The 21,610-nt window shown below is 50.4% G+C and carries 17 protein-coding genes and 1 pseudogene; 16 read left to right on the forward strand and 2 right to left on the reverse strand.

Going from position 1 to position 21,610, the window contains the following annotated elements:
* From CHB92_RS25955 to CHB92_RS23970, 11 genes and pseudogenes are all read left to right on the forward strand, one after another.
* A pseudogene (locus CHB92_RS25955) lies at nt 1–216 on the forward strand (TerB family tellurite resistance protein); the annotation flags it as partial.
* 13 nt (nt 217–229) lie between these two features.
* Nucleotides 230–1,453: a conjugative transposon protein TraJ gene (gene traJ / locus CHB92_RS23925; protein WP_089321769.1), complete on the forward strand. Its 1,224-nt coding sequence runs from the start codon at nt 230–232 to the stop codon at nt 1,451–1,453.
* Nucleotides 1,454–1,491: 38 nt separating this feature from the next.
* The gene (gene traK, locus CHB92_RS23930) at nt 1,492–2,109 is read left to right on the forward strand and encodes a conjugative transposon protein TraK (protein ID WP_089321770.1); all 618 of its coding nucleotides are present in this window, start codon (nt 1,492–1,494) and stop codon (nt 2,107–2,109) included.
* 2 nt (nt 2,110–2,111) lie between these two features.
* Nucleotides 2,112–2,525 carry a hypothetical protein gene (locus tag CHB92_RS23935; protein ID WP_089321771.1) on the forward strand — a complete coding sequence of 138 codons (414 nt, stop codon included), beginning with the start codon at nt 2,112–2,114 and terminating at the stop codon, nt 2,523–2,525.
* 12 nt (nt 2,526–2,537) lie between these two features.
* Nucleotides 2,538–3,899: a conjugative transposon protein TraM gene (gene traM / locus CHB92_RS23940; protein ID WP_089321772.1), complete on the forward strand. Its 1,362-nt coding sequence runs from the start codon at nt 2,538–2,540 to the stop codon at nt 3,897–3,899.
* A 60-nt stretch (nt 3,900–3,959) separates the two neighbouring features.
* The gene (gene traN, locus CHB92_RS23945; protein ID WP_179223149.1) at nt 3,960–4,802 is read left to right on the forward strand and encodes a conjugative transposon protein TraN; all 843 of its coding nucleotides are present in this window, start codon (nt 3,960–3,962) and stop codon (nt 4,800–4,802) included.
* An 18-nt stretch (nt 4,803–4,820) separates the two neighbouring features.
* Nucleotides 4,821–5,591, forward strand: a complete 771-nt coding sequence (locus CHB92_RS23950) for a hypothetical protein (RefSeq protein ID WP_089321774.1) — start codon at nt 4,821–4,823, stop codon at nt 5,589–5,591.
* Nucleotides 5,592–6,000: 409 nt separating this feature from the next.
* Complete coding sequence (locus tag CHB92_RS23955) at nt 6,001–6,471, forward strand: JAB domain-containing protein (RefSeq protein WP_089321775.1); 471 nt, start codon at nt 6,001–6,003, stop codon at nt 6,469–6,471.
* An 83-nt stretch (nt 6,472–6,554) separates the two neighbouring features.
* Complete coding sequence (locus CHB92_RS23960; protein WP_089321776.1) at nt 6,555–7,493, forward strand: ArdC family protein; 939 nt, start codon at nt 6,555–6,557, stop codon at nt 7,491–7,493.
* Between the two features lie 239 nt (nt 7,494–7,732).
* Nucleotides 7,733–8,497 (forward strand): hypothetical protein, encoded by a 765-nt coding sequence (locus CHB92_RS23965; RefSeq protein WP_089321777.1) that lies wholly within the window; start codon nt 7,733–7,735, stop codon nt 8,495–8,497.
* Entirely contained in the window at nt 8,466–8,795 is a 330-nt protein-coding gene (locus CHB92_RS23970; protein WP_144266383.1) for a hypothetical protein, read from the forward strand. Before CHB92_RS23965 ends, CHB92_RS23970 begins: the two co-directional genes overlap by 32 nt.
* 8 nt (nt 8,796–8,803) lie before the next feature.
* Here CHB92_RS23970 and CHB92_RS23975 read toward each other — a convergent pair whose 3' ends face one another.
* Nucleotides 8,804–9,283: a DUF6169 family protein gene (locus CHB92_RS23975; protein ID WP_089321779.1), complete on the reverse strand. Its 480-nt coding sequence runs from the start codon at nt 9,281–9,283 to the stop codon at nt 8,804–8,806.
* 1,008 nt (nt 9,284–10,291) lie between these two features.
* Here CHB92_RS23975 and CHB92_RS23985 point away from each other — a divergent pair.
* From CHB92_RS23985 to CHB92_RS24005, 5 genes are all read left to right on the forward strand, one after another.
* Nucleotides 10,292–11,905, forward strand: a complete 1,614-nt coding sequence (locus CHB92_RS23985) for a type I restriction-modification system subunit M (protein ID WP_089321781.1) — start codon at nt 10,292–10,294, stop codon at nt 11,903–11,905.
* Nucleotides 11,906–11,961: 56 nt separating this feature from the next.
* Nucleotides 11,962–14,331, forward strand: a complete 2,370-nt coding sequence (locus tag CHB92_RS23990; RefSeq protein WP_089321782.1) for an NACHT domain-containing protein — start codon at nt 11,962–11,964, stop codon at nt 14,329–14,331.
* Nucleotides 14,332–14,367: 36 nt separating this feature from the next.
* On the forward strand, nt 14,368–15,591 hold the full coding sequence (locus CHB92_RS23995; protein ID WP_089321783.1) for a restriction endonuclease subunit S: 1,224 nt from the start codon (nt 14,368–14,370) through the stop codon (nt 15,589–15,591).
* Nucleotides 15,572–18,598, forward strand: a complete 3,027-nt coding sequence (locus CHB92_RS24000; RefSeq protein ID WP_089321784.1) for a type I restriction endonuclease subunit R — start codon at nt 15,572–15,574, stop codon at nt 18,596–18,598. The genes CHB92_RS23995 and CHB92_RS24000 overlap by 20 nt, the downstream gene beginning before the upstream one ends.
* 246 nt (nt 18,599–18,844) lie before the next feature.
* A complete protein-coding gene (locus CHB92_RS24005) occupies nt 18,845–19,843 on the forward strand; it encodes a pepsin/retropepsin-like aspartic protease family protein (RefSeq protein ID WP_089321785.1) in 999 nt (332 codons plus the stop codon).
* A gap of 208 nt (nt 19,844–20,051) precedes the next feature.
* Here the strand turns inward: CHB92_RS24005 and CHB92_RS24010 are convergent, their stop codons facing one another.
* A complete protein-coding gene (locus CHB92_RS24010; RefSeq protein WP_245842874.1) occupies nt 20,052–21,146 on the reverse strand; it encodes a site-specific integrase in 1,095 nt (364 codons plus the stop codon).
* Nucleotides 21,147–21,610 lie beyond the last annotated feature (464 nt).

A 21,610-nucleotide genomic window follows, 5' to 3' on the forward strand; every position in this document is an offset into this window, starting at 1 on the left:
CACCTGGACGAGCTGACCCTTATCCTCACAGCCGGGGAGCTGCGCATGAGCGATGCCGAGCGGATCACGGCCATCGACCGCATCTTCACCGAGACCGCGGACAAACTCACCTTCCTGCGGCACTTCAACCGGCAGGCTAGCCTGCTGGCCCTCGAGCGGGCCAGGGAGCGAAACGACCTGAACGCAATCGAGCACCTGTACCAGGTGAACCCCTAAACAGCCACACACGATGAAAAAGCTTCGAACGTTCACCACACTGCATGGTTTGGCCGCCCTGCTCCTGCCCTTTCATGCACAGGCGCAGGATTCCGCCACGGACATGCAGGGAATGCACCAGGTGCTGGCCGGGCTCTACGAGGAGATGCTGCCGCTCTGCGAGCGGCTCATCGGCGTGGGCCGTGGGCTGGCGGGCTTTGCCGCCCTGTGGTACATCGCCTCCCGCGTCTGGCGCCACCTGGCCAGTGCCGAGCCGGTGGACTTCTACCCCCTGCTCCGGCCTTTCGCCCTGGGCCTTGCCGTGCTGCTTTTCCCCTCGGTGCTGGCCTTGCTGAACGGGGTGCTCCAGCCGACGGTGATGGCGACCGGCGCCATGGTCGAGGACTCCGACAAGGCCATCGCTGTGCTACTGAAAAAGAAAGAGGAAGCCATCCAAAGCTCGGATGCCTGGCAGCTGTACGCGGGGGTGGACGGCAACGGCGACCGGGACAAGTGGTACGAATACACGCACCCGGACGACCCGCTCGGTGAGGGGGAGGGCGTGCTGGAGAGCATCGGCAACGACGTGAAGTTCGCCATGGCCAAAGCCTCCTATGCCTTCCGCCACTCCATCAAGCAGTGGATGTCGGAAATTCTGCAGGTGCTCTTCCAGACAGCCGCCCTCTGTATCAACACCATCCGCACCTTCTACCTCATCGTGCTGGCGGTGCTGGGCCCGCTGGTCTTCGGCTTCGCCGTCTTCGACGGCTTTCAGCACACGCTCACCGTCTGGCTGGCCCGCTACGTCAACGTGTTCATGTGGCTTCCGGTGGCCAACATTTTCGGCAGCATCATCGGCAAGATACAGGAAAACATGCTGCGGCTGGACATCGGGCAGGTGGAAAGCAGCGGTGACACCTTCTTCAGCGCCACCGACTCAGCCTACCTCATCTTCCTGCTCATCGGCATTGTGGGCTACTTCACCGTGCCGGGCGTGGCCAATTACATCGTGCACGCCGGCGGGGGAAATGCCCTGCTCTACAAGGTCACCAACTTACTGAGCACCACCAACCGCACCGCCCTGACGGCAGGCGGCACGGCGGCCGGCTATGCCGCCACTGCCCTGGGTGCCGGAGCTACGCAGCTCACCCACCGCGTCGCCGCTTTCAGTAGCGGGCCGGACCCTGGGAGGGGCAGCGAAGGGAGAGACACTTCGCCTGAGAACTACCAGCACGGGCGCCTTTCCGGCAAGGCCTGACGCAGCAAGAAAAGGACCAACCTGATACCTGTTTCATTATGTTCCGACAACTCCAACACATCGACAGTGCCTTTCGGCACATCCGCTCCTTCAGCCTCGTCTTCCTGGTAGCCTGCACGGCCGTCAGCTGCTTTGCCCTCTACCACAGCTACCGGCAGGTGCAGATGGCGCAGGAGCGCATCTACATCCTGGCCGGCGGCAAGGCGCTGGAGGCCTTCTCGGCAGACCGGAAGGAGAACATCCCGGTGGAGGCCCGCGACCACGTGCGTTCCTTCCACGCGTACTTCTTCACGCTGGACCCTGATGAGAAGGTCATTGAGGCAAACATCGGCAAAGCCCTTTACCTGGCCGACGGCTCGGCCAAGCGTGCCTATGACAACCTGCGGGAGAGCGGCTACTTCTCCGGACTCATCGCCGCCAATGTCAGCCAGGAAATCACTGTGGACAGCGTGCGGCTGGACACCGGCCGCTACCCCTACCCTTTCCGCTGCTATGCCCGGCAGCGGCTGATCCGGGCCTCCTCTGTGGTGACGCGCAGCCTCGTGACCGAGGGGGTCCTGCGGAGCGTCTCCCGCTCGGACAATAACCCACACGGCTTTCTGATTGAGCGGTGGGCCACCCTAGAGAACAGGGACCTGTCCTCCAAGAGCCGCTGACCATGCTGCTGTTCTCTAAAAACGGAAAGCAGCGGGAGCGGGAAAACAGCCCTGCCACCGACAGGAAAGCCCGTGCCATCGCAAGGGCCATCTGCCAGGGGCAGGAAAAGGCTGCCGGGTGGCTGGGCCGGAAGTTCGGGGCGCTGCCCCATCCTGCCCAGGTGGTTTGCCTGCTGCTCTTCTGCCTCGCGCTTGGCAGTGCCAGCGGCTGGATACTGGCCCTGGCCGTGCTGCCCGGCCCTAGGCCAGCTGTAGCACCTAGCCTGCAGCACATGGTACCGGACCAGGCAAAAGAACCGGGGGCGTCAACACCAGCTGCTCCCTCCCGCTTACCTGAGCAAGAACACCGGCCACAGCTGCAAGGACTGCCGGACAGCCCGGGCACACAGACTGACACGATCAAATACATTCCTTAAAAAAACACGACCATGAAAACGCATTCCGAAGAATCCTTGCGAAAACGCAGGTTCCTGCTCGTCCTCCCCCTTTTGGTGCTACCTTTCCTCACGATGGCCTTCTGGGCGCTGGGCGGAGGAGCGGGCACGGCGGCCAGGGCATCGCAGGCAGCCAAAGGGCTGAACCTCCAGCTCCCCGAGCCGCAGTTCAAGAAAGGGGAAAGCAGCAAGCTGGGCCTCTACCAGCAGGCCCGCCGCGGGTTGCAAAAGCAGCAGCGTACCAATGGGCAGCATTTCCTGCACCGGTTGGGCCTGGCGCCCGCGGAGGAAAAAGGCACAGGCGATGCGTTGGGGAACTTAGCCCCAGGCACGCCCGCTGGAGCTCCAGGCAAGACTGCACTCGCCTTCGGCCTCGCGCAGCAGGACCCGAATGAGGAGAAGATCAACGAGCGGCTCTCCCGGCTCACACAGCTCGTCAGCCAGGAAGACGCCCTGCCTCAAACCAGGCAAAAAACAAAAGCGGCAGGCACCCCTTTCGCTAAAAGCGATGACCGCTTCAGCCAGGATGTGGCAAAGCTGGAGACGATGATGCGCACCATGGGCGGGGGGAACGGCGGAGCGGCGGCAGATCCGGAGATACAGCAGCTGGAGGGCGTGCTGGAGCGGATCCTGGATATCCAGCATCCGGAGCGGGTAAAGGAGAAGCGCATGGAAAAGTCCCTGGAAAACCAAGAGCAGGTCTTCGCGGTGCAGGCCACATCCCAAGGGCCGGCGATCACCCTCCTGCACCAGGCAACTTCCCCCTACAGCTCCGAATCTACGCTTAGAACCGTCCCGCGTACCAGTGCCCCGGCTCCGCCAAGTCGGGCGCTAAACGCCTTTTACAGTCTACACCTAAGCCCGCATCAGAACATGCCGGAGCAGCAGGGCAACATCCTGGAGGCCGCCGTGCATGAAACGCAGACGCTCCTGGCAGGCGCTACCGTGAAGCTGCGCCTGCTCCAGGACGTCTACCTCGGGGGCAGGCTGCTACCGGCGGGAAGCCTGCTGCACGGCACCTGCCAGATCAGGGGTGAGCGGCTAACCATCGCAGTAACCTCCATCCGCTCCGGCAATTCCCTGCTGCCGGTATCGCTCGCCGCCTACGACCTGGACGGGATGGAAGGGCTCTCTATCCCCGGTGCCGCTATTGGAGATGCGGCGCGGCAGGGAGCCGGCCGCGCCATTAGCCAAAGCCTGCAGCTCCCCTCCCTTTCCCCTTCTCTTGGTGCCCAGGCAATGGGGGCCGGCCTTGATGCGGCCAGGGGGCTGCTGAGCAAAGGGACAAGGCAGGTGAAAGTGACGGTGAGGGCAGGACACCACCTCCTGCTCCGCGACCAGAAGACATCCTTTTAAACGCATTCCACGCATCCCTAAACGCCACACATGAACAGATACACCATAAAAAGACACACCATGAACAGATACATCCTCATTTCCCTGCTGTGCTTGCTGACTTGCTGCTTGACGGCGCACGCACAGGACCCGCACGGCAGGCTGGAGCTGGCCTTCCACAAAACGACCAGCCTTATTTTCCCCTATGCCATCCAAAGCGTGGACCGCGGCAGCGGGGAGATCCTGGCCCAGGCACCACCCGGTGTGGGGAACGTGCTCCAGGTGAAAGCCGCCCGCCCCGGTTTCCAGGAGACCAACCTCACCGTCATCACCGCCGACGGCAGGCTCTATGATTTCTCTGTCCTGTATGATGAGCATCCGGCTAACACGCTATTGCGGCTGGAGGCAGCGCAGGCCACGTCCGTGCTTTTTACGGGTGCCGGCCTGAACCGAAAGCAACTGGAAGACATCGCGGCTCAGCTGGCGGAAGACTACCGGTTTTACTACGGCATCAAAGACATGGCGGGCGGGGCAAAGGCCAGGGTGGAAGGCATCTACAGCCGGGGGAGCACCCTCTTTTACCGGATCCTGCTCACCAACGCCTCCCCTGTCCCCTACGACCTCGACTTTACCCGCTTTACGCTGCGGGACCGGAAGCAGGCAAAGCGCACCGCCACCCAGGAAGAGGAGCTTTTGCCGCTTTACACCTACGGGGAAGAAGACAAGGCAGTAGCGGCCGGTGGCAGGAAGGTGCTGGTCTTCGCCCTGGAGAAGCACAACCTGAACCACCATAAGGAGCTGGTGCTCCACTTGTTTGAGAAGAAAGGCGGCAGGCACCTTACCCTAAAGGTTCGCGACAAAGACATCCTGCAGGCATGCCCGCTCCTTTCCCCGGACGAGGCGGGTATTTTTACCCCATTTTAACCTCTAAATCCTATCACCATGAATGAAAAAAACCTGGATTACCTGAAGGAAGGCCTTAAATACATGGGCTTCGGCACCAACCTGAACGCCGAGCTGGAAAGGCAGGTGCAAAGCCAGCAGCCGGAGTTCCGGCTCAGCCTGCAGCTGCCGCACCATAACAGCACGATGGACTATACCCTGCACTTCCGCAGGTCCGATCAGAGCGACATGTACTTTTTCAACAAGTATGAGGCCACGCTCAAACCCGACGATTCCGCCCGGCAGGTCTCGCAGACCTTCTACATCAACAAGAACAGCGGCATCACGGCCAAGGAGGCCTACAACCTCCTCAATGGCCGGTCCGTGCACAAGGACCTGGTCAACACGGAGAGCCAGCCTTACAAGGCCTGGCTGCAGCTGGACCCGCAGGCGCAGGACCAGCAGGGAAACCACAAGGTGAAGCAGTTCCATGAGAACTACGGCTTTGACCTGGAAAAAACCCTCCGGCAGTTCGCCATCAAAGAACTGGAGGACCCACAGCAAAAGGAGCGGCTCCTGCGCTCCCTTGAGCGGGGCAACCAGCAGCAGGTTACGGCTGTGCAAAACGGGCAGGAAACAAAGCGCTTCATCGAGGCCAGCCCGCAGTACAAGACCATCAACGTATTTGATGAGCAGCTAAAGCCTGTGAAGCGGGAGACCATTCTAAGACAGGAGCCACAGCAGGCACAGCGGAAGGAAACAAAGCAGGAACTGCTGGCAGAGGGCCAGCAGGAGCTGAAGCCAGTCCGCAGGAAAGGTCTGGCCATATAATCTGATTGGCCTCTGCCCCTGTTAGCATCCATCCAGTGCTGCGTAAACAGGAGTTGACGCCGACACCTTCCTAAAACCCCTAGCCCCGGTTTCCCTTAAGTGGATGCCGGGGCTTTCTTTTACCATCCCCTGAAAACAAAGCCACCCTCTCCCCGACTGTCATACTCACTCTTTCACAGATAGATAAAACACCACCTCTCACAGCCACTCCCATGCAAAAATGCGGGGGCAATTCATTCGGGCGCAAAGGTAGCCTTGCGTGCCGGACACGGGGACAAGGTAGTACGGGAAAAATGGGTATCCCCTCTGGGGAGCCTCCGCATTTTTCCCGTCTCCACCTTGCCCTTAGTCCGTCCCGAAGGCAGGTGAGGCACCATAATCAATTCCTTTCACTAAAAAGACAAAGATTATGGAAAAGCGCATCCCAAACTCCTCCTTCTGCAAAGTGGCAGAGATCAAGCTCACTTACCGCGCCAAGGTAAAACCCTCCGAGAGACCGCAGGTCACCTCGTCCACCGATTGCTTTAAGGTGCTCAAGGAAAGCTGGGACACCGGCAAGCTCGAGTTCGTGGAGCAGTTCAAGGTCATGCTCCTCAATAGGGCAAACCGCGTGCTTGGCATCTACGAGACCTCCACAGGGGGCGTGGCCGGCACAGTGGCGGACCCGAAGCTCATCTTCGTGGCGGCCCTGAAGGCCTGCGCCTCCTCCATCGTCCTCTGCCACAACCACCCCTCCGGCAACCTCAAGCCGAGCACAGCTGACCTGCAGCTGACAAAGAAAATCAAACAGGGCGGGGAACTGCTCGACATCGCGGTGCTGGACCACATCATCCTCACCAGCGAGAGTTACTACTCCCTGGCAGACGAGGGGCTTTTATAGCCCCTTTTCTAGGACGGGTGGAGCTCCACGAACAGAAGAGGCTCCGGGAAATAATCTATCAATAACCTTTAATACTTACTACTATGAACGCATATCAAAAATTCAGTCAGCTGGCAGACCAGGTAACAAACGAAGTCATCGCGCAACTGGAGCAGGGAAAAGTGCTCTGGCAAAAGCCCTGGACCTCTTACGGCCTTCCAAAGAACTACCTGTCGGGGCGGCACTACGAAGGCTTCAACGCCTTTTACCTCAATTACATCACTGAAAAGAAGCACTTCACAGCGCCTTACTTCCTTACCTTCAGACAGGCACAGGAGCTGGGCGGCCACGTGCGGAAAGGCGAAAAGGGAACACAGGCCATCTACTGGAAAATCTACGAAGAGAAAGCCGGTGAAAGTGCCCATGAGCCGGCAGAGGAGGAAAATGCCAGGTACGGCAAGAGGTTCGTGCCCTTTATCTGGACAGTCTTCAACCTAGACCAGGTAGAAGGTATCAGCTTTGCCCTTCCGGCAGCTATGGAGCGAACAGAGCAGCAGGTCATAGCAGCCTGCCAACAGGTGGTGGACAACTACCCCCAGCCGCGCCCACAGATCCTGCACGGAGGATCACAAGCGTATTATACGCCCATCCCGGACAGGGTGCAGATGCCCGAGCTGAAAAGCTTCGTTTCCCCCCAGGCGTACCACGCCACGCTGTTCCATGAGCTGATCCACTCCACCGGCCACCCCGACAGGCTCAACCGCTTCACGGAAGAGGAAAAGGCAAGCCGCTTCGGTGATGCCAACTACAGCAAAGAGGAGCTGATCGCCGAGATGGGTGCCAGCTTCCTAAGTGCCTTCACCGGCATCAAAGAGGCCGTGTTTGAAAACTCCGTGGCTTACCTGCAGGGTTGGGTGAGTAAGTTTAAAGATGACAAGACGATGATCATCTACACCAGCACAAAGGCTTTCAAGGCAGCCAGTTACATCCTGGACCTGAAGGCGGAGGAAAACAAAGATGCGCTGCCCGCTGTGGCCGCTTAAAGGGAGTAAAGGGCTGCCCGGCAAAACCAGACAGCCCTTTTGTCTCCACCTTACAGGCACGTCTGTACGGTTATATTCAGCAGGCTGTAGTCACTACCGCTTCCTTCTTAAAGACTATAAAGTAGAAGAGTGAGGTGATAAAGTGTGCAAAATATCTTTGGGTATTTTGTGCTTTGGTGGTAAATTCATAACCTCTAGAACCACCTAAACTGTTGCAGTCTCCATATTAGCTTTGCCGTATGCTTTCCTCCATTAGTACAGCACCTATTTTCACACTTATCGACATTGTTAAGCACGGGAATACCGATATTCTTACATTATTGAACCTTAGTGAGACGGACTTTTTTCATGTTCCCTTTGAGGAGATTCTAAATTCTTCTAATGATGTATCTTTCGGCGTCAACCAAATACGGGAGAGGTACAATAAGCCTATAGCGTGTATTTTCAACCACTTTGTTGTCAAGCATTATGATAGCAATGACAAAGAGTACTATTTTATCGCCCATACTAAAGATTTAAGCTTAATCTCACGAATGTTCAACAAACTCTGTAGCGAATTTGGAGGCGGAGCATATAACGAATATAAGTCTGTCTCTTTCTATAAGAAGGACAAAGTTTTGAAGCTTACTGCCGGAGTTGTAGAAGATGGAGATTTGCCTTTTTCCCATTTTTGGTTTCAGCATGAGATGGGTATCACGTATAAAATGTCTTATCTGCAGCATCCTTTCCAACAGCTGCAATTTATGATAAGGGTCAATCAGAGGATGCCTAACAGAGCTCCTCGAACCGATTCTATATTGAGTCTCTTAAATTTTGATATCAACAACATTTTGTCCGAACAGGAGAGCTATCGCCACATTGAAGTAAAGGACAGCGCAGTAGCTTTTGTGGATTATGTATGTTCCTTACGCGAAAAGGAGTTCGGCCTGTTTGATGTTCTTGCAGTCAGAATATTTGGTAACACTAAGTCTTTTGACCAATCTGTTGACACATGTTTTTCTTAGTAGTTCCACTGATGAGCTACCTGTTAGAGCTGCTACTGATGCAGTTACCAAACTCATTCGTATCTATGGTGAGGATATGCAAGGGAGTACAGATCTAGATGTTCAGGATATCACAGCTATTGAGAATGGAGAATACTGGCTGGGCAAAACATGGCATTTAAATAAGGCGCATGGGCTTCAGGATTTTGACAACAGTGCAGAACAGAATGCCTATTCGGTAACTGTATCAATGAATGCCGATGAAGGGTTTAACTTAAGCATTATAGGTTACAACAGACTTTTAAAAATGTTTTCTTAATCACTCTGTTAATTATACTTCTCCCTTACATCAGGCATGGATGCCTCTATTTCGTACCTAAAAGGATTATCATAACGAAACATAAACGACACCAGCAGCTCACCAAAGCTTAGGTCTATTTTCTGAATCTTTTCTCCAAGCTGAAACTTTAAGAACCACTGGTTGAACAGTCTGGCCCTTTGCTCTTCTCGCCTGTCATGCTGGTCGCACACGTACATCAGCATGTTTCTTTCGTCTTCCAGATAGTCGCAGATATGCTTTACTATAGTAACAGCTATGCGAGCATCCCTCTGCTTTTCCGTGCCTGCAGAAGTTGGCCGAAATCCGAACATAGCAACGTATGGGGCAAAGCCTTGCGCTTCTGAGAAATAAGAAGAGCCATCTGTGAAATAAATTTCATAGATGGCTCCTGTATCTGTTTTAAATTTAAAGCTATTTCGTAGATGCTGACTCTCGTACGGAACCAGGCCTAATGAATTGAATATCATCTAGCAGATGCTCTTTGTCAGTGTTTAAGAACTTATTGATGCGCTCCTTGTCATCCTTCATTCTCTGGGCAACTGCTTTCCAGTTTATTTTATTTGGAGTAGCTTTCATGTTTTCACCCTTTCTAACCCTTCCCTTAGAAAGGGTCGGATCCTTGTGTTATCAAATGTATTTACTATACACTTATTTAACAAATAAAGTTTAGATGAACGTTCCACTGTACACCCTCTCTCCCTGAGCAGGAGACAACTAGAATTCTGGACCAGGTACATGTTTCTTAAGCAGACAGAACATAGAAATTAATACGCCTGTGGTCTTTTATAAAAATCGCGCCTGTATTTAAGCGTACTCTTTAAATGCTCTAAATGCATTTTGAAAAGTATTCTCTCCATTATTTCAGAGTATAGCGCAGCGTGTTCCTCACGGTTGTATACCCAGAAGTTTTTTCGATGTAACCTTGATTCTTGTTTTGTCATTGCTCGGTATTCGAGCGCAGTTTTAACTACATTCCAGAAGTTTAATTGAAATTTAGTAGGCTGCATAAGCTTGCCTTTAGTTGCTGAATTATATTCAATAGTAAATCAGGCGATAGGTCCACAGAGACTGAACACTGCTCAAAGATGTATCACCACCTGCCGTCCAAGCATGAGGTTGTAGCTTTCATACACCTATACGGGTGCAGTAAATGTGTCATCTAGTAGAGATCATCCCTTCACATGACATGCAACGCCGTCTGCCGGATTTACCCTGCAGAAGCTTCCTTTGGTTTAGTAGCCTGTACTCCTTTCCAAGTCTGTTGTCCCTCTTTTTCATTGACAAATACCACCTGCCTGCAAAACGGCTCTGCCAGCTGATAACCTCCTACAAAAGCCTTTTCTAAAGCGCAGGACACCTCCCTTTTAGTGGCATCTGTAGCCTCCAGAATATTTAAAAAAACCTATACTTTTCTTACTTCACATTGTCCAATTTTATGTACCTTGAACTCTGTTTAAACACGCGTACAAGACTACATGGCTAAGAAGAATACCCCAACCGCCGCCAAAGCGGATATAGATTTTGAAAACGAACTCTGGAATGCCGCCAACGAACTGCGCGGCGCGGTAGCTGAGAACCAGTACAAGGATTACGTGCTCTCGCTGCTGTTCTTAAAGCACCTATCAGAGCGATACGAGATACGCAAGCAGGAGATAGAACAGTCTTTTGCAGACCCTAAAAGCGACTACTATAACATAGAACAGCACGAGCAGACCGAGGTGCTGGAAGACGAGCTGGAGTACCAGGTAAAGAACGTGTACCGCCTTCCCCGCGAGGCTACCTGGGCTTACCTGCGCGAGAACGCCGAGCAGGACGACATCAAGGTGAAGGTGGACCAGGCTTTTGTGCTCATCGACGAGATCCTGAGCAAGCGCAACCCCGACTACAAGGGCGTGCTGGAGCCGATCTTCGTGAAGAGCCAGCTCTCCCCTACGCAGGTGGCCGGACTCATCAACCTGTTCTCCAAAGAGAAATTTTCCGAAATCAACAACCCCGAGTCCGACATCTACGGCCGTGTGTATGAGTACTACATCGGCAAGTTTGCCATGGCCGAAGGCTCCGGCGCAGGGCAGTTCTTCACGCCGGGCTCGGTGGTGCGTCTGCTCGTGGAGATGCTCGAGCCGCTCAAGGGCCGCATTATGGACCTGGCCTGCGGCTCGGGTGGTATGTTTGTGCAGAGCCTTAAGTTTCTGCAGGCGCACGGCGGCGACAAAAACGACATTTCCATTTACGGGCAGGAGCGCTACGAAGGCACGCTGCGCCTCTGCAAAATGAACCTGCTGCTGCGCAACCTCTCCTTCGACGTGAAGCTGGGCGACTCGCTGCTGCAGGACCGCTTCCCCGACCTGAAGGCCGACTACGCCCTGATGAACCCGCCGTTCAACATCTCGAACTGGCACCCCGAGTTGCTGCCCGACAACGACCCGCGCCTCTTCGGGGCCAAAGATACCTTTACCACCCCGGGCAACGCCAACTACATGTGGTTCCAGACACTGTGGCACCACCTCTCGGAGCGCGGCACGGCAGGCGTGGTGATGGCCAACGGCGCCATGACCACCGGAAGCGCCGGCGAAAAGAACGTGCGCGAGCACATGATACAACAAGGCATAGTAGACTGCATTGTGCAGATGCCCGACAAGCTGTTCCTGACCACCGGCATACCGGCCTGTATCTTTATTCTAAGCAAGAACCGCGACGGCCGCGACGGCGAGCACCGCGAGCGCAAAAACGAGATCCTCTTTATTGATGCCCGCAAACTGGGTACCATGGCCAGCCGACGCCTGCGCGTGTTCGAAGATGCCGACGTGGCTCACATTGCCGACACCTACCATACCTGGCGCAATATCGGCGGCAGCTATTCTGACACCGAAGGCTTCTGCAAGGCCGCTACCTTAGCCGAAGTGGCCGCCAACAACTACGTGCTCTCGCCGGGCCGCTACGTGGGCTCCGAAGCCGAGGAAGACGACGGCGTTCCGTTTGAAGAGAAGATGAGGCTATTGACCACCGAATTGGCCGCTCAGTTTGAAGAAAGCGCCCTGCTGGAGAAGCGGATTCGGGAGAATCTGGAGGAGATTGGGTTATCTTTTTAATCTTTATTGGAAAGCAAAACTATAAAATAATTAATGCACTACTAACTAACCCTAAAATGACCAAGCTTACTATACCTGAATTAAAAAATAAAATAAAATCTAAAAGTGAAAAAGAGCTAAGAGAACTTTTAATAATCTTATTTGAAGAGTTAGGTTTTAAAGAAGTTACACATAGCCACGGACCTACAGAATTTGGTAAAGACATAGTTTTTTATGATGTAGATAAGTTAGGTAATGAAAAATGGACAGCTTGTGTTGTCAAAGCTGATAACGTGAATCAGTCTAATTATAATGAAATTGTAAGGCAAGTAAATGAATGTTTTAAGAGGCCTTATAACAGTCATTCAAAGGGGAGAGTTAGAATAGATGAAGTATATGTTCTTACAAGCGGAATATACAAATCGAATACTAGGGAATTAATTGCAGAAGAAATAGAAGTTAAGACTAAAAATGTTGTCTATAAAGATTTAGGAGATATTGTTAAGTATATAGATGATAATAATATTAGCCGTTATCTAGTTGAAGAAAAAGATGTTTATCTGACAAAATATCATGAACATGTTCAAGATGTGTTAAACTCAGATAATAGTATAAAGATACTAGAAGCTGATTTTGATTTGAATATAAATTCTCTAGAGAAGTTTCAAATTAAATTAAGAACGAGGGAAAAAACACTAAAAGAAGAGGCAAGTAAGTATATTGGTGCTACAGCTAATGTCGTAAATCTTGAAATTGTACCAGATGTAGATAAAATACTATCATCAAATAGAGCTGCCTTGATTCAAGGAATTGCAACTTCGGGCAAAACTACAATATTAAAGCAAATTGGTATTTCGCAGCTAAAAAGAGACAATTCAGCAAACGTATTTTATGTTGAATTGTCCAAGCTCTACACGAAAACTAAAATCTATTCTATACTTGAATATATACAGGAAGATTATCAAAAAGTAACTGGTAGTAGCAGTTTTAATATTAATACTGATAATAAAACACTTATACTTTTAGATGGATTAGATGAGGTAGTTGCTGATGAAAATAAGATTGAGCTCTTAGCTCAAATTGTTGAAATCAAAAGAACTTTAAATGCTCAAGTAATTCTTACTTCGAGAGATATTGAGTTTATAGATAGTAATACCACATTAAAAAAGATATTTGAAACTCATGAATTACTGCCTCTCAACAACAATGAAATGATTGAGCTTGGTAGGAAAATGCTGAATGATGATGATCAAACTAGAGATTTTACTTCTTTACTTAAAAGAAGTGAAATTGTAAACTCTTTCCCCAAGACTCCATTAGCTACGATCATATTAGTAATTCTATTTAAGGAGAAGAAATTAGATAAACGGGAATTACCTAAGAATATCTATGAACTGTATTCTAAATTCTTAGATTTATTCTTAAATAAATGGGATAAAACAAAAGGTATATCCGAACAATTCACGATCAAGCAAAAGGAATTTGTATTAAATAAAATAGCTGAACATTTACATAAAAAAGGTTGGGTTTCAATATCGTTCGATGATCTATTTGAGTTCCTTAGAGAACTTAGCTTAACAAAACCAATTGAGGGTTTAGATGACCCAGAAGAATTTTTAACAAAAATATGCCAACGTTCACATATCCTAATCAAGAATGATAGCGATAAAACCTTTAGATTTTTCCATCTAACTATTCAAGAGTTTTTAGCTGCTGGTTCATTTAGAAAGAAAGACGAAAAAGTCTTATTTGAAAATTTTTATGACAATTGGTGGTTAAACCCAAACATCTTTTATGCTGGAGCAACACCGGACGATTCCGATATTTTAGACAAAATCGCAAATCTAGAATTATATCCTGCTGACCTTGGAAGTAAAATGCATTATGTAATGCATACATCAAAGGTATTACAGGCAGCTCACTTACTTGATAGAAGTAAGCGAAGAAAAGTACTTTGGGCAATGCTGAAAATGTTTGACGAGATGAATTTAGAGCTCATTCAAGCATTTGTAGATATTGATGAACCTAAGTTAAAGCTAAAGGAAAGGACAATATTAGATCGAATTTTGTGGGCTAGAAACTTCTTTATGGAATTCTTCGCTTCTAGTCAATTCGATATGGAATTGAAAGAAATTTGGCAAGAAGTTATTCACAATAAAACAAATTTAAGCGACATAACTCAATATTGTTTATCCTATTGCATAGCAGTAAACAATAAGGAAGCAAAGTACTTAACTGAATTTGTTTTGTCCTCCGAAGAGTTAAATGTTAGGTGGTTTAAAGTAGTTGATGTTGATGTAAATGTTAAACGCTTGGAAGTGCAAAATGAAAAGTTAATGCTAAAAGTGAGGAAGAAATCTAGTAAACATAGAAAGTATATACAGGATCAATTTAAAGAGAGTCTAAGAAAGCACTACACTAGTATAACTGGATTAAAGAAAAAATAACATCAATAATTTTAGTTGTAGTACACTTAAATTAAAATGAAAAACTGGAAAACGTACAGCCTTAGTGAAGTTGTAGATAAAGGAAGAGGTGTATCCTATGGTATAGTTCAGCCAGGTACTTTTGTGAATGATGGTGTACCTATTATCAAGGTCAATAACCTTACTGATAGAAAACTTTCATACTCAGATGTTCAGAAAGTTAAACTAGAAGTTGAAGCCAAGTACCAAAGAACTAAACTCAGAGGAAATGAAATACTAATCTCTCTAGTTGGAAGTTTAGGTCACGTTGCCAAGGTTAACGTAGAAATGATTGGCTGGAATGTGGCAAGAGCAGTAGGTGTACTTCCAGTTGCAGAATCATTTGATAAGGAATGGATTTATTGGTTCCTAAAATCTCCGCAGGCCCAAAACTTTGTACATAGTCAAGCCACAACGTCTGTTCAAGCAACTCTAAATTTAAAAGAGCTACAGGAACTGCAAATTGCTTATCCAGATGAAGCATACAGAAAGAAAGCTACCGAAATTTTATCTGCGCTGGATGACAAAATAGAGCTGAACCGCCGCATGAACCAAACGCTGGAGCAAATGGCGCAAACGCTCTTCCGGCAGTATTTCGTGGATGGTATTGATGAAGAGAATCAAGAGCCAATCAGCCTACTAAAGTTTGCTAATCTGATAGGTGGAGGTACACCAAAGACTTCTGTAAAAGAGTACTGGGATGGAAATATACTTTGGGTGTCTGCTAAAGATGTTACTCCGAATGATGGGACTTTTATAGTTGAGACAGAAAAGAAAATTACAGAACTGGGCTTAAGTAAAAGTAGTGCAAAGCTGATTCCTCAATTCTCAACTGTAATCACAGCAAGAGGAACGGTAGGTAAAATTTGTATAGCCACATCTGAAATGACGATCAGCCAATCAAACTACGCCTTAAAAGCTAAAGGTGAAAGTGCTGACTTCGTGCTCTTTCAAATCATTCAACATCAAATAGAAGAACTACAAAGAAATAGTTACGGAACCGTTTTCGATACAATCACAACCAACACGTTGCGTGACATTAAAATTACTATTCCGGCTCAAGATATAGTTTTAGCACTTGAAGAAAAACTCAAGCTGCTATACATGAAAATACTCTCCAACTTAAAGGAGAATATCATCTTATCAAAAACAAGAGATTCCCTTCTTCCCAAACTAATGTCGGGAGAAATTGATGTAATGCAAATCAAACCGGAAGAGCTGCATGAGCCAGTACTTAGCTGAGAGCGACATAGAGGCAGCGGCCATTGACTGGCTGCGCGGGCAGGAGCCTTATACCTACCAACACGGCTCCGAAATAAAGCGCGACCTGAGCAAGGCCGTGCTTGAAGATGCGTTCGGTTCTTTTCTGCAGCGCCGCTACCCGCAGTTGCCTGACAAGGTGCTGGTCGAGCTGAAGCAGGAGTTTCTCTACAACCCTGGCGCAGACCTGCACCAGCGCAACCACGCCTTCCACCACAAGCTTAGCAAAGGCATCAGCAAAACCTGGAAAGACGACCTTGATAAGCAGCACTTCGGCCACTTCTACCCTATCGCCTACGAACCTGAACACCTGCACCAGAACGAGTTCCGGGTAGTCAACCAGTTCACCCTCATCGGCAAAAGCAAGCGCATCCCCGACCTGATCATTTTCGTGAACGGCCTGCCGCTGGTGCTCTTCGAATTCAAAAACCTCTTCAGCCAGGACGCCACCGTAGAAGCCGCCTACAACCAGGTGCAGCACTATACCTACCAGATTCCGCAGCTCTTCGAGTACAACGCCCTTACGGTAGTAAGCGACGGCCAGACCACCCTGCACGGCATGTACAGCAGCGGCCTGGAGTGGTTCGCCGCCTGGAAAAGTATAGACGGCCGCGAAGTGGTGAACAACGGCTTTGCGTTGGAAACGCTCATCAAAGGCCTGCTCGTGCCCGAGCGCCTGCTGGCTTACGTGCGCCACTACATCTTCCACGAGCCCGACAAAGGCCAGCTGATCAAGAAAGGCGCCAAGTACCACCAGTTCTTCGGCATACAGTACGCCCTGCAGGAAACGCTGAAGTCGGTAAAGCCCTACGGTGACGGGCGCATTGGCGTGGTATGGCACACCACCCGCTCCGGCAAAAGCATTACCATGGCCATTTACACCGGCATCCTGCGCCAGCTGCCCGAGCTGAAGAACCCGACCATTGTGGTGCAGGTAGACCGCTTCGACCTTAACCGCCAGCTCTTCGACGATTTCGTGGCCGCCAAAGACCTGGTAGGCGACGTGAGCATTGCCAACACCACCGACGAGCTGCGCAGCCTGCTCAGCGGCGATGGCGGCGGCGTGGTGTTCAGCACCGTGCAGAAGTTTAACCTCAAAGACACCGCCACCGGCCGTGAGCTGGAGCACCCCGTGTTAAGCACCCGCGACAACATCATCGTAATTGCCGACGAGTGCCACCGCACGCAATACGGCCTAGTGCAAGGCTTTGCCAACAACCTGCGCCGTGCCCTGCCGCAGGCCTCCTTCATCGGCTTCACCGGCACCCCCGTCGACAGCAAAGACGCCGACACCGTGGCCGTGTTCGGCGACATCATCCATACCTACGACATCCGCCAGGCCACCGAAGACAAAGCCGTTGTGCCGATCTATTACGAGCCGCGCCTGGCCAAGCTGCACCTGGGCAATGCACAGATAGAAGAAGAAGCCGAAGAGATAACCGGCGGTCTGGAAGAGAACGAGAAGAACCGCATTCTGTGGGCTGCCATGGAAGACGCCGCCGGAGCCAAAGAGCGCGTAGAAGCCATCGCCCGCGACATCCTGCAACACTATACCTCCCGCACCAAAAACCTGGAAGGCAAAGCCATGATTGTGTGCATGAGCCGCCGCAACTGCGTAAAGCTTTACGACGCCCTTATCGCGCTTGAAAGCTGCCCCGAAGTAGCCGTGATCATGACCAGCAACATCGCCAAAGATCCGAAGGAGTGGCATCCGCATGTACGGGGCAAAGAGCAGATGGAAGCTGTAAAAGCCCGTTTCAAAGACCCGGACGATCCGCTCGAACTCGTGATCGTGCGTGACATGTGGCTCACCGGCTTCGACAACCCCGCTATGCATACCTTGTATGTCGACAAAGTGATGAGCGGCCATAACCTGATCCAGGCCGTCAACCGCGTCGCCACCGTTTTCCGCGACAAGCCCAGCGGCCTGATCGTCGACTACATCGGCATCGGCGACAGGTTAAGAGATGCCACGAAGAAGTATACAGGAGCTGGTGGTTCAGGTAGCGTAACGATAGACATAGAAGAAGCTTTCTCGCTTGCCCAGGAAGTAATAGAGCTATTGCGGGAGCAATTGCCGGAAGGGCTAAACTATAACCCCTGGCCTGCCTTAACAGGGCCTGAAAAGATAAAACTGGTTAGCCAGGCGACAAACTATATCGTTGCGGAAGATGAGTTGTGCAAGGCCTTTATGCTGAACGAGAAGAAACTTAGCAGCCTCGCTCCTATCATCAAAAGCCATGCAAGTATAAATGATATAGCGCTGGACCTGATCTTCTTCCAACATGTGGGCGCAGCTGTACGAAAAGTAAAGTACCCAAGCACCAACATCAAGAAAAAGCAGGACAAGATAAAAGACCTGATCCACCGCAGCATCGAAAGCGAAGATGTGGTGGACGTGTTCCAGATGGCCGGCATCGAGCGCTTTGATATCTCCATCATCAACGACGATTTCCTGGCCACGGCCAAGGCCCAGAAGACAGGCAACGAGTTGAAACTGGAGCTATTGCGCCAGATCATGAACGACGAGATAAAAGTGCGCTCCACCAAAAACCTGGTCAAGTACCGCAAGCTGAGAGAAGAGGTAGAAAAGATCATTGCCGACTACCACAACCACTTCTTCGACAGCCTAGTGGCCATGGAAAAGCTCCGCGAAGTAGCCAAACACATGCAGGAGGAAGACCAGCGCCGCAACCAGCTCGGTCTCACCGAAGAGGAAGAGGCGTTCTATGAGATCCTGGCCAAGCACCCCAACGCCGTGCAGGACTTCGACCTGATCAAAGAACTGGTGCAGAAGATACTGAAAGAAGTAAAGAAAAGCGCCTCCCAACCCGACTGGTACAAAAAAGACGACACTAAGGCCCAGCTACAGCTGGCCGTTAAAAAGGTGCTGCGCTTTAAAGTAAAAGCCGAGCTGCAGGAGATTCTGGATGAAGTGATGGAGCAAGCCGAGGCGCGGTTTAAAGAGTATGAAATAAGTGTGGCGTAATAACCAGGTTTATTTCATACTCATTTTCCCGTTTTTTCACATCTTTCAAAGCAAGACGGGGTATAATACTCCTAGGTTAAGCTGCTGGTAGTCACTGCATAGCAACTACTACAGTCACCTATACTCCTTTTGCTTATGATAAACCGTCTCTTCATCCCGCACATTTTCCGAAATTTTAGTTATCGGCAGCTCTGGAGCGCTCTCAAAACAGCTGCTCCTATTCATATAATAAAATCTCTCCTTCCTATGCTGTTGTCTTGCCTGGCTAGCTTGCCGTTTTGGGGCACTACCCTACCCCAGCAGTCAGTACCGATACCAGCAAAGCTCGTGGAGGGTATCTGGTATGTGCAGCCCGTTACCAGCAGCGGAGACACTCTTACTTTTTACACCGACTCTGGCGGGGGCTTTGTGTTTCTTTTAGAGGAGGTCGCCCAAGAGCTGGACTTACCAATAGAGCAAGTGCAAATGGGAGGACGTACGGCAAGCGTGGCTCCAATGCCTGCCTTTAAAGCCAATGCCTGGATTCCGGGACCTGTTTCCGGCTCTCCTACAGGAGAGAAGTTACTGACCTTGCCCTGGAACGAGGAAACGAAGCAGATCCTGCCGGAGACGGCCTCGGGCAAACCCTTAGGTTCCGGCTTCTTGGGCCGCTGGTGGTTTGCCGACCGTGTGTGGACCTTTGATTACCCACAGCAGCACATGTACCTCCACAAAGGAGCGCTACCCGCCGAAAGTATGACAGATCACAAGGCGCTTCTCGGTTTCCAGGTAGATTCCACCGGTCGCCGTACCACACACTTTCCCCGCATTCGGGTAGCCGTTGACGGTGATTCCCTCGACCTGCTATTTGATACTGGCGCACAAACCACGCTCACCGCAGCTGCCCAACAGAAAGCTGGCGGCACGAGCGGCCGAAGGGCTACCAGTTTTATCACCCGTTCTGTATTCGAAAAGTGGCAGCAGAAGCACCCGGATTGGCGCGTGATCGAAAAGGCTGAAGCAGGCACTGGTGCAGCCATGATAGAGGTTCCTCAGGTGAGTATTGCCGGCTACACCGTCGGTCCTGTTTGGTTTACGCAACGCCCTGATAACGCTTTTCAGGAATGGCTCTCCCAGATGATGGACAAACCTATTGAAGGAGCACTGGGAGGCTCGGCGCTACAGTATTTCCGGGTTACCGCAGATTACCCCAGTGCTGTGGCTTACTTTGATAAGGAGCCAGGGTTACCTTCGCCAAAAAAGTAAGATCACAGGGTTTATGCAGGAAGAACTGGTATTGCTGATCTACCAGTTGTTGCAATCTCCCACCACATACACCAACTCCTTCCTCACAGCCAGCAGCACCAGCGCCGCTTTGGTTGGGTCGTTAGAAATCCATTTTACAAATTCCGTGTTGTTTACCTTTGGCTATATCTTGAACTTGTTTTAAGCAACCGCATGTCCTCACTTACCTTTACATCCAAAACCTTGGCATAGTACTGAGGTTTGAATGCCCCAGCATCTTTGACATGCTCTCCAACGGTACGCCATTAAGCAGCGTAACCGTGGTGGCGAAGGTGTGGCGGGCAATATGGAAGGTAAGCGGCTTGTTGATCCCGCACAGGTCGGCTATCTCCTTGAGGTAAGCATTCATTTTCTGGTTACTCAACACAGGAAGCAGTTTTCCATCGTTCAGGCACTGCGGGTGGTCCTTATACTTCTCCAGTATCCTCAATGCCATGGGCAGCAGAGGAATGCGGGAAATGGTGTCTGTCTTCTGCCTCTTTTTGAAAACCCACTGTTTACCATCAATGCCTTTGCTAATGTCAGCGCGTATGAGCTTCAATACATCCGCATAAGCCAACCCAGTAAAGCAGCTAAAAAGAAAGATGTCCCGCACCTGCAAGAGTCGCTCACCTACCAGCTCTTTTGCTGCCATCATCTTTAGCTCCTCCTCTGTCAGGAAAACCCGGTCCACCTTCCTCATCTTCGCCTTGTAATTAACAAAGGGGTTGGCAGAAAGCCAGCCGTTGGCCAGGCAGATGCGAATGATCTTTCCGAAGTTCTTGATGTACTTAACAGCAGTGTTGTTGGAGCACTTTCGTACGCTTCGTAGATAGAACTCGTATTCAGTGATGAAGGCGTGGTTAACTTTCCTGATGTCGATATCTGGCGCCTGGTACTTCCACTCGAGGAAATCAACCGTATGCTTCAATGAAATCGTGTAACGTCCCAGCGTGCCGCGAGCAAACTCATCCCCTACCAGCGCCTTCATTTTGCGGTTGTGGTCTTGAAAGACCTCAATCAGTGTGACTCGTCTCTCCTCCTTACCGATCACCCTGTTCTTTAGGGCAGTTGCCGTTACCAGCCCTAAAGTTTCAACAAGTTGCCGGTGGGCCTCATAAACCTTCACCTGCAGGCTGTCCAGGTAGGCATTTAAAGATTTAGAGAATGCTTTGGTACCGGCGGCACGTCCGGCAGAGGAGTTCCAGCAGCTGGGGTCGCACGCCCTTCCTGTTGCCAGTTCCGCGCGCTTTCCGGCCACAATGATGCGCAGGAAGATCGGCACAGCGCCTGTGCTGTAATTTTTCTGTTTCTGAAGATAACAGAGAAGACTAAATTTTCAGCCACTGCTCCTGATTTGTACCACAAAAAGCCTTTATTAATGTATAGTATTGATATACTGCCTATTACGATACTACATTACTTACTGCATCGGAAAGTAACAGCACAAAGTCATCAGGTAATAAAAGCCCCTAAAGCAATGCTTTAGGGGCTTTTATTATACTAAACTGCCATCTACTACAATTTAGCTGTTACTCTTTTAGTATACATTTGTACTAAGCCCTAACTATCATAGTTGTCTTATTTATACGCTAAAAGGAAATAAATCTTCTCTGCATTGGGAATAACAGGATGAATGGGATTTTCTGAATCAGAAGATCACTGACAGACAGCCCAATGTAAATATTTCTCGTATGGAAACACCAGGTAATATTGTTAATATATCATTGTTTTTTACTAATTTAGTTA

It is taken from the genome of Pontibacter ummariensis, assembly GCF_900188175.1.
In the GTDB taxonomy this organism is placed as follows: Bacteria; Bacteroidota; Bacteroidia; order Cytophagales; family Hymenobacteraceae; genus Pontibacter; species Pontibacter ummariensis.

Coding starts and splice junctions, on each gene's coding strand:
- CHB92_RS23965 (WP_089321777.1), top strand. CDS start 7,733: ATGCTTTCCTCCATTAGTACAGCACCTATTTTCACACTTATCGACATT.
- traM (WP_089321772.1), top strand. CDS start 2,538: ATGAAAACGCATTCCGAAGAATCCTTGCGAAAACGCAGGTTCCTGCTC.
- traJ (WP_089321769.1), top strand. CDS start 230: ATGAAAAAGCTTCGAACGTTCACCACACTGCATGGTTTGGCCGCCCTG.
- CHB92_RS23950 (WP_089321774.1), top strand. CDS start 4,821: ATGAATGAAAAAAACCTGGATTACCTGAAGGAAGGCCTTAAATACATG.
- CHB92_RS23985 (WP_089321781.1), top strand. CDS start 10,292: ATGGCTAAGAAGAATACCCCAACCGCCGCCAAAGCGGATATAGATTTT.
- CHB92_RS23975 (WP_089321779.1), bottom strand. CDS start 9,283: ATGATATTCAATTCATTAGGCCTGGTTCCGTACGAGAGTCAGCATCTA.
- CHB92_RS24005 (WP_089321785.1), top strand. CDS start 18,845: ATGCTGTTGTCTTGCCTGGCTAGCTTGCCGTTTTGGGGCACTACCCTA.
- CHB92_RS23995 (WP_089321783.1), top strand. CDS start 14,368: ATGAAAAACTGGAAAACGTACAGCCTTAGTGAAGTTGTAGATAAAGGA.
- CHB92_RS23960 (WP_089321776.1), top strand. CDS start 6,555: ATGAACGCATATCAAAAATTCAGTCAGCTGGCAGACCAGGTAACAAAC.
- CHB92_RS23955 (WP_089321775.1), top strand. CDS start 6,001: ATGGAAAAGCGCATCCCAAACTCCTCCTTCTGCAAAGTGGCAGAGATC.
- CHB92_RS24000 (WP_089321784.1), top strand. CDS start 15,572: ATGAGCCAGTACTTAGCTGAGAGCGACATAGAGGCAGCGGCCATTGAC.
- CHB92_RS23990 (WP_089321782.1), top strand. CDS start 11,962: ATGACCAAGCTTACTATACCTGAATTAAAAAATAAAATAAAATCTAAA.
- traN (WP_179223149.1), top strand. CDS start 3,960: ATGAACAGATACATCCTCATTTCCCTGCTGTGCTTGCTGACTTGCTGC.
- traK (WP_089321770.1), top strand. CDS start 1,492: ATGTTCCGACAACTCCAACACATCGACAGTGCCTTTCGGCACATCCGC.
- CHB92_RS23935 (WP_089321771.1), top strand. CDS start 2,112: ATGCTGCTGTTCTCTAAAAACGGAAAGCAGCGGGAGCGGGAAAACAGC.